This window comes from Planctomycetia bacterium, assembly GCA_034440135.1.
GTDB lineage: Bacteria > Planctomycetota > Planctomycetia > Pirellulales > JALHLM01 > JALHLM01.
The window spans coordinates 1-16,022 of the sequence record JAWXBP010000362.1 but is presented as its reverse complement, the minus strand read 5'-3'; the positions used below and the strand labels follow the sequence as shown (position 1 = coordinate 16,022).

The following is a 16,022-nucleotide window of genomic DNA, read 5'->3' as shown; positions in this document are numbered from 1 at the left end:
CGACCGCGCCGCCGGTGAGCTCCGTTGTGACGGCGTGTGTGTGAAAATGTCGCACCCCCGCGAGCTTGTCGCGGCGGGCTGTCTGGCCGTGGCGAATCAACACCTGGCCCGCGCGATCCGTACCATCTCGGTGGCGCGCGGCTACGATCCACGAGATTATGTGCTGGTCGCCTTCGGCGCGGCCGCGGGACAGCATGCCTGTGCCGTGGCCCGGGAGCTAGGCATCCGCCAAGTATTGAGCCATCCCGATGCCGGCCTGCTCAGCGCGTATGGCATCGGCCACGCGCAGCAGGAGCGGCACGAATCGCTCGGGGTGTATCGCATTGTCGACAATTCGTTGCCGACGGAGATCCACGCGATGCTGGAACCCGTCATGCTGCGGCTCGTCGATCAACTTGCGCGGGAAGCAAGCGTTAGCGCAGCGCAATGTCAGACAGCATGGTCGCTGGAACTGCGCTATCGCGGCTACGACGCGACGCTTGTCATCGACGGTGCGTCAACCGAAGCGGAGTCCAATGGCTCCCCTTGGCGAGCCGCTTTCGAACGCGCGCATCGCCAGGCGTACGGCTACCTCCATGAAGGACGAGCACTGGAGTTGGTGGCGGTTCACTGTGTGGCGCGTACGACGTCTCACGAACGACCGGCGCTTTCGACGGCCGCGCCGCCCGTAAACGCTGTGCCGCGACGGCATGTCGACGCGCACTTCGACGGCTGGCAAGCGACATCGCATTTCGACCGCGAGGCCTTGCCATGGGGCGCGGTAATCGAGGGGCCAGCGATCATCGCCGAACCGTTTGCGACGACGGTGATCGAACCTGGTTGGCGAGCTCAATTGCTGACCGGCGGCGAGTTGCTGCTGACCGACATCGCCGGGCCAGAGGCGCAAATGCACTCGGCCGGCGACGACGCCGTGATGCTCGAGGTCTTCAATCAACAGTTCGCCGGCATCGCGGAACAGATGGGCGTCACGCTGCGCAACACGGCGACCAGCGTGAACGTCAAGGAGCGACTCGATTTTAGTTGCGCACTGTTCACTTCGACAGGCGACCTCGTCGTCAATGCGCCGCACATTCCCGTTCACCTGGGCGCGATGGGAGAAACCGTGCGGCGCGTGATCGCCGACAATCCCGACATCGCGCCGGGCGACGTCTATGTCACCAACGATCCGTATCGCGGTGGGTCGCACTTGCCGGACGTGACAGTCGTTACGCCGGTCCATGGTCAGACGCATGGTGAACTGTTGTTCTTCACTGCCAGCCGCGCGCACCACGCGGAGATCGGCGGTATCACGCCCGGATCCATGCCGCCGTTCTCGAAGAAGCTCGCGGAAGAAGGCGTCTTGATCCGCAATCTCAAGCTCATCGACGCCGGCACATCGCGATTCGCCGAATTGGAACGCATCCTGTGCGAGGCGCCGTATCCCAGTCGCAACGTGGCCGAGAATCTCGCCGACGTCCGCGCGCAAGTCGCCGCGAATCACTACGGACTGCGCGCGTTGGAAGCATTAGTGGCGCGCTATACATTGCCCGTCGTGCGGCAATATATGGAGCGCATCCAAGCCGCGGCCGAACAGAAGCTCCGCGCCGCCGTCGCAAAGTTGCCGCGCGGCCAGCGGCGATTCACGGATCATTTGGACGATGGCACGCCGATCGCCGTCGCGATCACGGTTGATGATGCAGGGCTGGAAATTGATTTCGAGGGCACGGGACCAGTTTCCGCGGGAAATCTGAACGCCAATCGCGCCATTGTTCACGCGGCCGTGATGTACTGCCTGCGCGTGTTGATCGATGAGGACATTCCCCTCAACGCTGGCGTGATGAAGCCGGTACGCATTAAGTTGCCGGAGTGCCTGTTGAATCCACCGGAGCGAGACGTGCCGGAAGATTGCGCGGCCATCGTTGGCGGCAACGTGGAGACTTCGCAGCGCATCGTCGACGTGCTGCTCGGCGCGTTCGGCCTCGCCGCCGCGAGCCAAGGGACGATGAACAACCTGTTATTCGGCGACGGTTCGTTCGGTTACTACGAAACCATCTGCGGCGGCGCCGGCGCAACTTCGCGGAAACCCGGCGCGGATGCAGTTCACACGCACATGACCAACACGCGCCTCACCGATCCAGAAGTGTTGGAGCGGCGCTACCCCGTCGTATTGCAAGAATTCCGCATCCGCACCGGGTCCGGCGGCGCTGGACAACATCGCGGCGGACACGGGGTGGTGCGACGATTGGAATTCCTGCGACCGCTCGTCGTCTCACTCCTCACGCAGCGCCGTGGACCTTATGCTCCGTATGGCTCAGACGGCGGACAGCCCGGCGCACTCGGTCGCAACTCGCTACAACGCGCCAACGGCGAAATGATCGAACTGCCCGGCGCGGCGCAGTTGTCAATCGAAACAGGCGACGTGCTCACCATCGAAACCCCCGGCGGCGGCGGCTGGGGCAAGATTCTCGATCGAGCAGGGCAGCAGGAAGTGACGGATAGCAACAGGCCTTCAGTAAAAAGTGAACACTGAAAACTTCAAACTCTCACTCGCCCAAACTCCGCCGACATTGGCGTTTCGATGGCCACTCCACGGCAGCGCCGCCAAATGTAGGCGCCGACAAAGACCAGTCCCGCCCCGAGGATATCTGCCAGCCAATCGTAGACGTCGCAGGAGCGGCCAGTGAAGGGTTGCGTCAGCTCGTCGAGCCAGGCGTACGACGCCACGCAGACGAACGCCATTGAGAAGCTCCGCGCCAAGCCGCGGGCATTGCTCTTTCCTAGCACGCGCCGCTGGGCAACCACGTACCAGACCAGTAGACTTGCGAACACTGTGTAGACAATGAAATGCGGCGCTTTGTCCCAGATTCGCCAAGCGCCCAGCGGCATCTTCGGCAGCGGCCAGTGCATGGCCAATATCTGCAATGGCAGAAACAAGGCCAACAGAGCGAACGCCAGACGCGCCCGAGATCTTCGTTGTTCGAGCGGCGCGGTCGACAAAGGTTGCTCCGTACAATGCGGTAGGAGAAGTAGGTGTAGGAGGCGGAGTAGGTGAAGTAGATCGTTGATTCGCTCGAAGGTCCTACTTCAACAGTTCGGCATACGGCACTTTACGTTGCAAGGGACGCGAATGATCGCTAAGTCGATGAAAGCCGTCAAGAAAGCTTCGGCAGGGCCGGGGCTTACCTGGATTGCCGAGACGCCCACGCCTGCCATTGGGCCCCGGGACGTCCTGGTCGCAGTGACTCATGCCGGCGTCTGCGGGACCGATCGCCATATCTACGAGTGGGATGCCTGGAGCGCGTCGCGCGTCCCGCTGGGCACCACGGTGGGCCATGAATTCGTCGGCCGCGTGGTGGCCGTCGGCGCGGCGGTCGAGCGCACGCAAGTCGGCGCGCGAATCAGCGGCGAAGGGCACATCGGCTGCGGCGTTTGCGAGCCGTGCCGGACCGGCAACGGTCACATCTGCGAGCGCGTCGATATCATCGGCATCGATCGCGACGGCTGCTTCGCGGAGTACGTGGCCATCCCCGAGGAAAACGTCTGGCCGGTCCATCCGGACATTCCCGATCACGTGGCGGCCGTGTTCGATCCGCTTGGCAACGCGATGCACACCGTGATGGCCGCGGGCGTCAGCGGTCGCAGCGTGCTGGTAACCGGCGTCGGCATCATTGGTCTGATGGCGGTCACGATCGCCCGCGCGGCCGGCGCAGGCACGATTCTGGTCACCGACGCCAATCCTGCGCGGCTGGAACTCGCCAAACGACTCGGCGCGGATCACGCCTGGAACGCGGCGGACGAGCAGTGGCCGGCCGAAGCCCGCCGCGTAACGCACGATCAAGGCCCGCAAGTGCTGCTGGAAATGTCCGGCCACCCGCGCGCCATCCGGCAAGGCTTTTCCGCGCTTCGCAACGGCGGCACCGCGGCGCTGCTGGGCCTGCCGTCGAAGCCCGTCGAGCTGGACCTGCCCAACGACATCATCTTCAAAGGCGCCACAGTCCTCGGCATCAACGGCCGCCGGATGTACGAAACCTGGTACCAGGTCGAGAGCTTCGTCCTCTCCGGCCGCCTCCAACTGGAGCCGATCATCACGCACCAAATCGACTTCGACGACTTCGACCGCGCGTTCAAGATGATGCAAAGCGGCGAAGCGATTAAGGTGGTGCTGCGGATGAATTCGGCGTCGGTCTGAGTTTGATGCGTTGACTCAGATCAGAGGCTATTACTGGAACTATACAAGCCGACGTCGCATTTTGGAATTCTTTCGCACGAAAGCCGCCGATTGCTCACCGCCAATAAACCATCAACGCCGCTGCCGTCATCAGCCACAGCACAAAAATCAAATTGAACTGCCCGCGGCCGAAGTCCAATTTACCGGACTTCACCAGGTCGATGAACAGTCCGCAAAAGGCCAGGTGGAGCGTGATCGCGCCGGTAATGCGCACGCAGTCCCAGGCTACGGCTGGCGTCAGCGATGCTTGTTCGTCGATGTTGCCGACCGCCACCAACACCACGATGATCGACAGCAAGCCGACGAGCGTCAGAAAGAGCGACGCCTCGTAGCCGCGGCCCGGCCGCCGAATGCGATCGGGAAACTGGGCTAGATGCGGCTTCAACAATTCCACCGCGCGAACCCGGTCTTCCGCGTCAACCAGCACGGCCGAACGGCGAAAGCACCGCTCCCCCGTGGAATGCACGCCGGCCTTGAGCAAGCGTTCCTGAAACGCCGCGGCGCATCCCGGGTCGCGAAACGTCGCCACTACAATCCGATCGGTCGCCTGCACGCCGCCCGCATACGGCCCAATATCCGCCGGGCGCTCTGCATTGGCCTGCAACTTGGCGAGCTTTTCGCGAATCACTTCGGCGGATTTCGGCTGCTTGCCGTCAGGGGAATCCATGTTCGGCCGTTGCGGAAAAGTTAACGCGTCGGCATGTGAGCTTTGCCAATATACTACCGCGCTGCCGACGGACACCGTTCGCCAAGTATCACTTTTATGTGGCCCATCCCGCCTTACCCCAGCATCTTCTCCACCACATTCCCATGCACGTCGGTTAGCCGGAAATCGCGTCCCTGGAAACGGTACGTGAGCTTCGTGTGATCGAAGCCGAGGAGGTGCAGGATCGTGGCGTGGAGGTCGTGGACGTGGACTTTGTCGACCGCGGCGTTGAAGCCGAGCTCGTCCGTTTCGCCAATCGTCGTGCCGGCTTTCACGCCGCCCCCGGCCAGCCACATCGTGAAGGCGTTCGGGTGATGGTCGCGGCCGTCGTCGCCCCCTTGGACCATCGGCGTGCGGCCGAATTCGCCGCCCCAGATGATGAGCGTTTCGTCCAAGAGTCCGCGGCGTTTGAGATCGGCCACGAGCGCCGCCGAGGCCTGGTCGGTGATCTTGGTCGACTCCTTGAGCCCGTTCGACAGACCGCCGTGGTGGTCCCAGGATTCGTGGAATAGCTCGACGAACCTTACGCCGCGTTCGATGAGTCGCCGCGCTAGCAAACAATTTGCCGCGAACGACGGCTCGCCGGGCTTAGCGCCGTAGAGCGCCAAAGTCTCCGGGGTCTCATCGGAGATATCCATCAACTCCGGCGCGCTGGCCTGCATCTGGAACGCCATCTCGAAGGAGTTGATCCGCGTGGCGACTTCGGGATCGCCGGTCACTTCCAGGTGGCGCCGGTTCAACCGCGCGAGCGTGTCGAGCGAATCGCGTTGCATCTGGCGATCGATGCCGGCCGGGCTCGACAGATACAGAATCGGGTCTCCTTCGCCGCGAAACGGCACGCCTTGGTAAACGCTCGGCAGGAAGCCAGCGCCCCAGTTCGAGGCGCCGCCGCTCGTGCCCTTCTTCGCGGAGTTCATCACCACGAAGCCCGGCAAGTCGTCGGCTTCGCTTCCCAAACCATACGTAGTCCAAGCGCCGATACTCGGCCGGCCGAATTGCTGCGAGCCGGTGTTCATCATGATCTGTCCCGGCGCATGATTGAACGCGTCCGTGACGAGCGATTTCACGATGCACAGGTCGTCGGCCACGGTCGCCAGGTGCGGGAGCAACTCGGCGAGCTCCGCGCCGCTATTGCCATGTTTGGCGAATTTGAACTTCGGCGCCAGCAGCTTCGAGCTGGGATTGATGAACGCCGCGCGGTACCCCTTCAACAACTCAGGCGGCGGCAGCGTGCCATTGAACTTTTCGAGCTGCGGCTTGTAATCGAACAGGTCCAAGTGACTCGGCGCGCCGGCCATGAACAGGAAGATGACGTTCTTCGCCTTGCCGGGGAAATGCGGCGCCTTAGACGCGAGCGGATTGAGCGAGCCTTCGGTCGCGCCGAGCGCCTGCCCGCGCGCCATGAGTGAACCGAGCGCCATGGCGCCCAGCCCGACGCCGCAGTCTTTTAAGAACCAGCGGCGGTTGACGTGGCGCTGCACTTCGAGCGGGTTGATATGCATGGTTGAAGCCATTTTTGTGGCGTGGATTCGCTGTGTCGTTGACGTTGTGTTCTCAGCGTATGTGTTTTCAGCCCCAGCAGGGCGATAGATAATAGCCAGGGGTGCAAACCCCTGGAGTACGTTTTCGTTTCCTTATTGAGCCCCACCGGGGCGACACAAATTCTGCAAAGTCTCGCCAAGCGTGTGTCGCCCCGTTGGGGCTGTGAGTTTGTGGTCGACCCTTTTCAGGGGTTCCGCTGCGTTTCACCCCTGGCTATTGTCTGTCGCCCCATTCGGGGCTAACTCCGGCATGCTGACTTTCGCGTGTTTCGCGGGCTCACTCTTTCGTGATCGTTTCATCGAGATTCAAAATTACCCGGGCCACCACGGTATAGCCGGCCAACTTCACTGGCGTGACGCCTTCCGGCAGATCTGCCGGCCGGGCTTCCTTGCCAGTGGCGACTTGCCAAGGGCTGGCCCAACCTTCGGCGAAGCGTTGCTCCTGCTGTTGCATCAACTCCTTGAGCGCCGCGCGTTCCTCGTCGACAGGCAGGCGGCTCACGCAACGGCGAAAGGCATAGTCGATCCGCTCATCATCCGTCGCGCCTCCGGCGCGGGCCATTTCCATCGCGAGGTGTTGCGCACACTCGACGAACACGACTTCGTTCAACGTCGTCAGCGCCTGAAGGGGCGTGTTGCTGCGCTGCCGGCGGACGCAGGAAAAATCGGCGTTCGGCGTATCGAAGTTTTGCAGCGCCGGGTACGGCATTGAGCGGCGGCGATAGGTATACAACGCGCGGCGATAACGATTCGCTCCGGTTTCCTCCGGCCAGGTGATCGGGGCGTAGCTCAACGCGAGCAAACTCGCCGGCACGGGCGGGAACACGCTTGGCCCGCCCAATGCGGGATTCAACAATCCGCTGGATGCGAGTGCAATGTCGCGAACGACTTCACCTTCGACGCGCACGCGCGGGCCGCGGGCCAACAGCCGATTGTACGGATCCTCGGTGAGCAAGGCGTCGTTCACGTGGGATGATTGCCGGTATGTCGCCGAGTTGACGATCAACCGGTGCATTTCCTTGACGCTCCAATCACGGGCCATGAACTCCGTGGCCAGCCAGTCGAGTAGCTCCGGATGGCTCGGCGCTTCGCTCTGCGTGCCGATGTCTTCCGACGTACTCACGATGCCGGTCCCGAAATAGGCTTGCCACATGCGGTTGACGAACACCCGCGCCGTCGTCGGGCTGCGGCGGTCGGCCAGCCATTGGGCGAAGGTCAATCGCGTGGGCGGCGCGCCTTCCGGGAGTTGATGCAACAGCTTCGGCACGCCCGGCCGGACCGCGTCGGTCGGGTCGAGGAAGTTGCCGCGCTTTAACATTTTTGTCTCGCGGGTTTCGTCGCGCGCTTCCAGCACCAACGCGGTCGTGCCCATCGGCCATTGCTGCCAGAGGGCCTCGACCTGTGCGTTCGCCTCGGCGAATTCCGGAACCGTGGTGCGCCAGTAGCGAAACACCGCGTCGGTTTCTGCCGGCGAGCGTTCCGCGGCTGGCTTGGCGATGATCGCGCGCACCTTGGCCGGCAAGGGATCGGCGACGACCTCGCCGTCCGTTTCGGTCAATGAAACACGAATGCGGCCGAGCAGATTGTTTTGGTGGTCGTCGCTGTTCCAACCGCCATGTCCCTGCGAGATGGTTACCGTGATGATCGCGCCGTCCGCGTATTCGAGCGGCTTCTCGAAACGAAACACCGCCTTGCGAGACTGATTGCTGCGGCCCGGACCCGCGTCGATGCCCCAGGCGGTCTCATCCTTGCCATCGATCGCCATCTCGATCGGCCCGACAATTCGCTTGTTGCCGGAGAGATCGTCGAAGTTCTTCTCCAAGTCCCGCTCCGGCTGCGAAAAATCGGCCGAGCCAGCGACGATCTTCACGTCTTCCTTTTTATCCGGCGCATTTGCCGGAGCGACCTGCACTTTGAACTCCGTGAGTGCGAACGTCCCTTTGAACGACCGGCCAGGACCATGGCGCGGCAGATTCGGATCGGTCAGCGTCTCCAATCGCACGGCCGTGATCTTCTGGAGCGCCGTCTTGCCTTCCGCCTTGAAATCACAATGCGTGGGCGCATACCCCGCGCAGAGCATTGAGTTATCCGACAGCAAACTCAACTTTGCACCGCCGCCGGTGTCTTCGTAGACATCGGGCTTGAGTACTTCCCACGGCGGTTGATTGTCGCGCACCGTGGCTTCCCAAGCGGCCATGCGGTCCGCCCAATCGGGATAGACCTCTCGGAGCCGGTCATCGTTCTCGCGCATCGAGCGCACGAGTTGTTCGACCGTCATCAACTCCGGCGGCGAATACGCCACCCGTTGCGGCTCGTGGTCGTTGTTCAGGAAGGCAAACAGCCGGTAGTACTCTTCCTGCGAAATAGGATCGAACTTGTGATTGTGGCACTGGCAGCATTGAATCGTCAGCCCGAGCACGCTCTTGCCGACCGCGTCCATCCGGTCGAACATCGCCTCCATGCGGAATTGTTCTGGATCGATGCCCCCTTCTTCGTTGAGCATCGAGTTGCGCACAAAGCCAGTCGCCACGATTTGATCTTGGGTAGCATGCGGCAGCAGGTCGCCGGCGAACTGCTCGATGATGAACTGGTCGTACGGCAGATCGCGGTTGAATGCGCCGACGACCCAATCGCGGTACATCCAAACGTTACGCGACTTGTCTTTTTCGAAGCCGTCGGAATCTGCATACCGTGCGGCGTCCAGCCAGTGCCGTCCCCAGCGCTCACCGTAATGCGGCGACGCCAGCAAGCGATCGACTTGCTTCTGGTAGGCGTCGTCGCTGGTGTCGGCCAGAAACGCGTCGATCTCGGCAATCGTCGGCGGCAGACCGATCAGGTCGAGGCTCAGTCGACGCAGCAGCGTGATCTTGTCCGCCTCGGGAGACGGCGCGAGACTTTCCTGTTCGAGCTTAGCCAGCACAAACCGATCGATATCATTCCGCGACCAATTCGTGTTGGACACTACCGGTAGCTCAGGTCGCACTGGCGCGTGAAAGGCCCAATGCGCGAGCTTCTTCGCCAGCGGGTCCTCGACTTCGCCCGCATGCTCGTCGGGCCACTTCGCGCCTTCGTCGATCCAGCGCCGTAACACGTCTACTTGCTCGTCGGTTAGCGGGTCGCCTTCCGGCGGCATCCGCGTTTCTTTGTCGGTGGACGTGATCCGCTTCAAGAGCGAACTTTCCGCGCTCTTGCCCGGCGCGATTACCTCCCCGCCGGCGCCCCCTTTCATGGCCGCGTCGCGGAGGTCGAACCGTAGCTCGGATTCTTGCTTCTTTTCCCCGTGGCAGGCCAGGCAGCGCGATTCCAGAATCGGTCGCACATCCCGGGCAAAATCGACCGGCTCGGCCGCCCGCGCGTCGCCCACCAGGGAAACCAAGGCCAGGCATCCAGCAATGACTCGAAGCGCCATGGGCATTACGTCCGGCAGGAGGAGCGAGGAGGCAGGGAAGCTGCGGCAGGCTTCCATTGTAATGCCCGGCGGGGGGAGTTCCATCCGCTGAAGTGGACCAGCGAGCCGGGCCGGCCCCGTAGCCGACAGCCGATTCCGCCCATTTCATCGAAGGGCCGGAGTAGAAATCGCCAAAACCCGGGAGATCTCCATGGCGCGCGAGCGGAGATTCTCAACAACATCCGCGTCGGTGCTGCCCTCCGCAAACACCGTGCAAATGGGCCAATTCGGCTCAATCCGGCTTCCCGGCTGGGGGATATCCGCCACAACGGGCCAATTCCGTCCGTCATTCCGATCGAGGAGCGCCTTCGTGATTGACGGGGCAACGTCCAACAGTTCGCTGGCGAAAAGAATCAGCTTACCTTGAACGCGACCTGAGATTTGCGAGATATCCTGCACAGTTGGCAACCAACCATCGCGGCAGGCGGCGGCGTGCCAGTGGATCGAGCGCAGCCCCGTCGCGCGTTCCAGCACTTCGACGGATGCCGTGTAACGCGGGTTGATCTCGATAGGCCAGACCTGCGCACCTGCGAGTACGAAGTCGACGCCAAATAATCCGGTAAGCCGGAATTCCGCGCACAAAGCGTCGCCGATTGCGGCCAATTGATCGCGACATGTCGCCGGCAACAGCATGGGCCCGATTGAACCCGCGTAGCGAAAGCCCTTTGCGCCGGTCCACGGTTCGCCGATCAATTGGCGCGTCACGCCCAGCAGGCGTGCTTTGCCGGCGGCGCCAACAAAGACGGCCGAACCATCGAGCCCGGCGATGAAGCGCTGAAAGTAGCGCGTCGAGGAGTCGTGCGGTTCGGTCGCGCCGATCCAGCGGGAGACATGCAGCCCGCCGGCCGAGCGGAATCGCTTCACTAGCCAGGTACCGTCGGCAGGCAAACGATCTGCATCGGGCGCAAGCTCGGGAAACGGCAGCCCGTGACGACGCAACGCCTCGGCAACCTGCCAGGGATCGCGCACGCGCTCCAGCGTCGGCGCGTCGACGCCCCAGAGCGGGCGATTCTTAGCGATCCGAGTCACGGCCTCCGGATAATTCTCCACCGCGCCGGTATACATCCAGGGCGACGGCGGGGCGTCCAAGATCAACTTAGGCAGGTCGTGCGGATAATGCGCACAGATCATTACTTGGCACGCCGCGGCCACATCCGCGTCGCCGAAGAGATCCGCGCACCAGGGCGTGAACCCGGCGCGGAGCGCGGAAGCCGCGGCGGCGCGGGCGCTTGCGCCGACGATGGCGATTCGAGATGAGTCGGGTTCTTCCGGCCGTTTCACGTGGTTCCGGTCAGCGTGGAGAAAAACTTGAGGGAATCTGACGCCCGAGTGAGAAATATAACCTAACGTTCTTAATAGAGGCTCCTCTCCAGACCTCGTCACATCGCTTTTCCATTGGCCGTTTCTCGGTTCGGAATCAAAGGAAGTCTCACCATGATGCACCAACAGTGCGGTAATCGCGGCTCGCGCCGAGCCGGCCAGTTAACGCGGCGCGGAAACATCTTAGTCTTGTCGGCAGTCCTGATGGTCGTGCTCTTGGGCATGGTCGCGTTCGCCGTCGACGTGGGGTACATCCACAATACGAATGCGGAGCTGAAGCGCACAGCCGATGCCGCGGCGCTGGCCGGAGTGTCGGTGCTCGTGGACGGCACGGAGGCGGCCTACGGCACCGTGACGGAATACGTCGCAGCCAATCCCGTGAACGGCGTCAACGTTTCCCAGTCGGAAACGGAGATCGAAACCGGCATGTGGGACGACGAAGCGCGGACCTTCACGCCTGCGGACGAAACGCCAACGGCGATCCGCGTGCGCGTGCGCCGCGACGACCAGGGATTGTTCTTCGCCCGCGTGCTGGGCCGTGACAATTTCGACGCGGCCGCGGAATCGATCGCCACGTTCCGCCCGCGCGATATCATGCTCGTGCTCGACTACTCGGCGTCGATGAACGACGACAGCGAATTTAAGTCATTCAGTCTGCTCGGCCAAGCAGCGGTTGAAGCCAACTTACAGGAAATCTACGGAGAGCTCGGTTCCCCGGCTTGGGGCAACATGGCCTTTGCGCCGGCTCATTTCCGCCAGACCGGTCGCACGCCGCAAAACGTGAATGAAGCGCAGATCTACGTCACGTTCAAGCCGACGGAGATTTATGTTACGTCCAGCAAAAACTTGGAAAACGTCGTGCTGCAGTTTTCGGACAATGCCAAGCAGACCTTCAGCGGTCTGTCTGGCACGGCAGGCACCTTCAAGGGCACCGGCGGTAACAACAACAAGTGGATCACCCGCGCCTGGGTGAAATCCGGCACCTACTTGAGCGGTGAAGGTACGAACTACGGCGAGCGGTTCGAGGATACCGTGAGCCGCATCAAGACGTACTTCAACGTCAACAGCACGGCGTTCCCTTCGTCTGGGACGTCTTGGGACACTTGGATCAACTACGTCAAGAACGACAGCACGAACAAGTCGGCCGGCTATCAGCGGATGTACGGCAAGTTGAACGTCACCAACTACCTCCTCGAAGAGCGGCCGCGCTATAACCAGACACCGACGCTCTGGCAGACCAGTGAGCAGCCCATCACGGCTCTGAAGAATTCGGTGACCGTGTTCTTGTCGTACTTGCAGGAGGTTGACACGGATGACCGCCTTGGTTTGTCGGTCTACAATTCCGCCGCCCAAACGGCCGTGTTGGAGTCCGGGCTGACCGATAACTTCCAGTTGGTCGAGGACATCTCACGGCAGCGTCAGGCCGGACACTACGATGAATACACCAACATCGGCGCCGGCATGCAGAAGGCGCGGCTCGAGTTGCAGAACAACGCCCGCGTCGGCGCTCAGAAGATTATGATCCTGATGACCGACGGCATCGCCAACAAGCCGACGAACACGACGACCGCCAAGGCCTTCGTGCGGCAAGAGGCGGCGCTCGCCGCCGCAGCGAAGATCCCGATCGTGACGATCAGCTTGGGCCTCTTGGCCGATACGGCCTTGATGGACGAGGTGGCTGCCACGACCGGCGGCGTCCACTTCAATGTCGAAGGCGGCCGCCCGATCGAAGAGGTCGAAGAAGAGCTCAAGGAGACGTTTGGCCAGGTCGCCGACGACCGACCGTTGAAGCTCGTGCAGTAACGTTCGCGTGAGTGTGGTGCAAGCTCGCAGGTACCGATGCGAGCAGGAACAGACCTTCCGTCGCGCAATGCGACGGAAGGTCGTTTTGTTGGCGAACGACTCAGCCGCCGGAGAGCGCGTCTTGACTTGCGGGGGCGCTCTGCCAGACTAGCAAGGAACAGTCCGTTGCGCCCCTGATTTACCGCTGGTTGAGCCGTCGCGATGCCCATTTCGGTCGTTTGTCCCGGCTGCAAAGCCCGCTTCTCGGTCAATGATAAATTCGCCGGCAAGCAGGGGCCTTGTCCCAAGTGCAAGCAAGTCATCAAGATCCCCGAGGTCTTGGTCGGCGAGGTCACGGTTCACGCGCCCGAGGAATTCTCAGGCGGCGGGCGCGACACCAAGGGCAAGCTGGTCGGCAAGCCGATCACGCACGAAGACGTCAAGTTTAGCTGGGTCCCAACGATCATCATGGGCGGCGCCGCGCTGGCCGTGTTCGCGCTGGCCTTGGTGATCGGCGCAGTGATGCCCGGCAATCAGCCGTTGAGCGCCGCGGGCCTCGTCGTGATCAGCGCCCCGCTCTGTGCCGCGTTTTATTCGATTCTGCGAGACACAGAACGTCCGCCGCTGCGTGGCCTGTCGCTCTGGATTCGCTCGGCAATCTGCGCAGCCGCCTATGCCGCTCTTTGGGGTTTCGTGGCAGCCGGCAACGCCTGGTTTCCAGATTGGGCGTTCCTCGTCGTACCACTACTGGCGCTGGGCGTGATCGCCGCCTTCGCGAGCTATGACTTGGACTTCGGCACCGCCGCAGTGCACTTCGGGTTTTTCATCGCCACGACGATGGCGCTCCGCTGGTCGATCGGCATGCCGCCGGTGTGGAAGACGATCGCGCTGCCGTTTCTTACCTAAAGCCTATCGCCAAACCTTTCCTGGGTGGCTGGGGTCGAATGTACTCATTCGCCCCCAGATCCTGCGCGCTGGGGGCGAGCAAGTACGCTCGACCCCAGCCACCCAGGTTTCGTGTCAAGTTCTCGAATAGGCTCTTGGCGGCTACAGCACGACTAAAGTCCCGCGTGAATCAGCTCACACAATTTGCCGAGGTGCTTCCCTACATACGTCGGCGTGATTTCGTCACGGAGGTGGACGTTATTCACGAAGATTGCCACCGCAATCTTGCGCCCCGAGGCGGTCTCACCGTAGCCAGCCAGGGCCTTGCTGGTGAGCAGTTGTCGATCGTTCAATCCGTTCTGCCAGACGAGCGTACCGGTCTTCGCCTGAAACTTAGCGCGCGCCGGGCTTTCCGGTTCGACCGCCGAATGCAGCGTACCGTCCACGCCGAGAATCGGCAACGCGTCGCGATAGATGCTTGCTTCCGGGCGCTGCGACATCGCACGGAGCAGATTCACGGCTGCGCGCGGCGTGACAAAGTCGGCGCGGGTGCCGCCGGCGCCGCCGCCGAACGAAATGGTGTCCACGTCTACGCCGATCCGCGTCAACGCCTCACGCTCGATCTTGAGCCCTTCGTCCAGCGTCCGCTGGCCCTGTTTTGCCGCCATCAGCAGCGGCAACGTGCTGGCGTGCAGATTATGGCTGACCTTGAGAATCAGCCGCGCATTCTCCGAAAAAGGGGGCGATTCCAACTGTGCGACTTGCTTCAGTTGGGCATAGTCCGCCACATCGGGCAATGCGTCATCGCAATTGCAGGAGACCGCCGACGCGTCGACGGCAATGCCGGCCTCCTGCAAGGCGTCGATTAGCAACCTCCTCGCGAAATCCTCCGGCGACTTCACTTCAATCGGGCGTAGCGCCGCGGGTTCATCGGCCGCGATGCGCCCGCGCACCAGCAGGCCGCGCTCGTCGAGCAACTCGATCTTAAGTTCGGTTTCCTGATCCGCGTCGACGGTCAACACGCGCGCGTCGACCACCACGGCAGAACATTCCGGCCGGCAAGTGACTTTGGCAAGCTCGCCCACTTTGCCTGGCTCAACGGTGACGTCGATGACGTTGTCATTCACTACGATCGGCGAGCAACGGTCCGGCCCGCTGCCGGAACTGTCGGCCTCTTCGAACAGCCGGTCGTCGATCAATACATCGCCGTCGATTTCATGTATGCCGGCCTGCTTGACCTGCTGGGCGATTGCTTTGAGGCCGGCCAAGGGATCGGATTCCGTCACCTTCGCCCCGGGCGAGAAGCCGGCATAGGTGTGATCGGCGTCGGCAAATGCAATCCGTCCGGCGGCGTCAGTTCGTCCGCCCAGGGTGAGATCGCCGCTCGCGGCCAGGATCAAGTCGCCCTGCAATTTGCCTTCGGCGTCGATCTCGCCGCGAGCATAAACCGGAGTGTGGAAGCGGTGATCGGCGCCGAGCACTTCGAGCGCTGCCGCCACCGAAAATAACTTCGTGGTCGATGCCGGCACGAATAGCTTGTCGGGATTCAGTTCATACAACGTTTCGCCGGAATCCAAATCGACGACTAACAGCCCCCACGAGGATTCTTTGTAGAGCGGTTGCGCGATGAACTTGGCAATTTCATTGGAGAGGGCCTGGGCAGCGGTAGTTCCGGCGTGAGCGCTTGCCAGCGCCGCGACGACCACAAAAAACCGCATCGTCCAAAACGCTCGGTTGGCGATTCGACGCATCAACGCCCCCTGATCGACCTCTGAGTATCGAACGGAACTTCGCGTAATCGTACCACGCCCCGCAGTCGCCAGCATCGATCCGGCGCCCTTGGCTGGGACCTTTCGCCGTGTCACGAAAGCGAAGAAATCCGACCGATCCCATTAACGCCTCGTCTCTGGGAACTACAATCGTGTCTGTTGAGACAAAATCTCAACTTATGTTTCACCCGCCAGCCTCCCACCTCTTTGGGTCCAAGCCAGCCAGCGTATTAGGGCTGTTGATTTGGAGTGCTCGCGGCGCCACGGTTGTTGGGGTTGGTAGGTTGAGGGGGTGGGCTTGAACTTGGGCTTCCCTCGGTGACGGCTATGTCTCGAACTTCGGCGGCGGATCGTGTGTCATTTT

10 protein-coding genes are annotated in these 16,022 nt (G+C 62.2%); 4 read left to right on the top strand and 6 right to left on the bottom strand.

Annotation, left to right across the window (positions count from 1 at the left end; all coding sequences use genetic code 11):
* The coding region (locus SGJ19_21790) for a hydantoinase B/oxoprolinase family protein (protein MDZ4782890.1) at window positions 1–2,509 on the top strand (2,509 nt) is incomplete at its 5' end.
* Window positions 2,510–2,514: 5 nt separating this feature from the next.
* On the opposite strand, the gene SGJ19_21785 is transcribed toward SGJ19_21790, so the two are convergent.
* The gene (locus SGJ19_21785) at window positions 2,515–2,976 is read right to left on the bottom strand and encodes a VanZ family protein (protein ID MDZ4782889.1); all 462 of its coding nucleotides are present in this window, start codon (window positions 2,974–2,976) and stop codon (window positions 2,515–2,517) included.
* A gap of 145 nt (window positions 2,977–3,121) precedes the next feature.
* On the opposite strand from SGJ19_21785, the gene tdh reads away from it, so the two are divergent.
* Window positions 3,122–4,168, top strand: a complete 1,047-nt coding sequence (tdh, locus tag SGJ19_21780; GenBank protein MDZ4782888.1) for an L-threonine 3-dehydrogenase — start codon at window positions 3,122–3,124, stop codon at window positions 4,166–4,168.
* A gap of 94 nt (window positions 4,169–4,262) precedes the next feature.
* On the opposite strand, the gene SGJ19_21775 is transcribed toward tdh, so the two are convergent.
* From SGJ19_21775 to SGJ19_21760, 4 genes are all read right to left on the bottom strand, one after another.
* Window positions 4,263–4,874: a hypothetical protein gene (locus tag SGJ19_21775; GenBank protein MDZ4782887.1), complete on the bottom strand. Its 612-nt coding sequence runs from the start codon at window positions 4,872–4,874 to the stop codon at window positions 4,263–4,265.
* Window positions 4,875–4,987: 113 nt separating this feature from the next.
* Complete coding sequence (locus SGJ19_21770) at window positions 4,988–6,415, bottom strand: DUF1501 domain-containing protein (GenBank protein ID MDZ4782886.1); 1,428 nt, start codon at window positions 6,413–6,415, stop codon at window positions 4,988–4,990.
* Between the two features lie 316 nt (window positions 6,416–6,731).
* Window positions 6,732–9,863: a PSD1 and planctomycete cytochrome C domain-containing protein gene (locus tag SGJ19_21765; protein ID MDZ4782885.1), complete on the bottom strand. Its 3,132-nt coding sequence runs from the start codon at window positions 9,861–9,863 to the stop codon at window positions 6,732–6,734.
* Window positions 9,864–10,007: 144 nt separating this feature from the next.
* Window positions 10,008–11,183, bottom strand: coding sequence for an ATP-grasp domain-containing protein (locus tag SGJ19_21760; GenBank protein MDZ4782884.1), 1,176 nt, complete (start codon window positions 11,181–11,183; stop codon window positions 10,008–10,010).
* 153 nt (window positions 11,184–11,336) lie between these two features.
* On the opposite strand from SGJ19_21760, the gene SGJ19_21755 reads away from it, so the two are divergent.
* Together SGJ19_21755 and SGJ19_21750 are read left to right on the top strand one after the other, a co-directional pair.
* Complete coding sequence (locus SGJ19_21755; GenBank protein MDZ4782883.1) at window positions 11,337–13,025, top strand: VWA domain-containing protein; 1,689 nt, start codon at window positions 11,337–11,339, stop codon at window positions 13,023–13,025.
* A gap of 201 nt (window positions 13,026–13,226) precedes the next feature.
* The gene (locus SGJ19_21750; GenBank protein ID MDZ4782882.1) at window positions 13,227–13,910 is read left to right on the top strand and encodes a hypothetical protein; all 684 of its coding nucleotides are present in this window, start codon (window positions 13,227–13,229) and stop codon (window positions 13,908–13,910) included.
* Window positions 13,911–14,062: 152 nt separating this feature from the next.
* Here the strand turns inward: SGJ19_21750 and dacB are convergent, their stop codons facing one another.
* Window positions 14,063–15,607 (bottom strand): D-alanyl-D-alanine carboxypeptidase/D-alanyl-D-alanine-endopeptidase, encoded by a 1,545-nt coding sequence (gene dacB / locus SGJ19_21745; GenBank protein ID MDZ4782881.1) that lies wholly within the window; start codon window positions 15,605–15,607, stop codon window positions 14,063–14,065.
* Window positions 15,608–16,022: the final 415 nt, after the last annotated feature.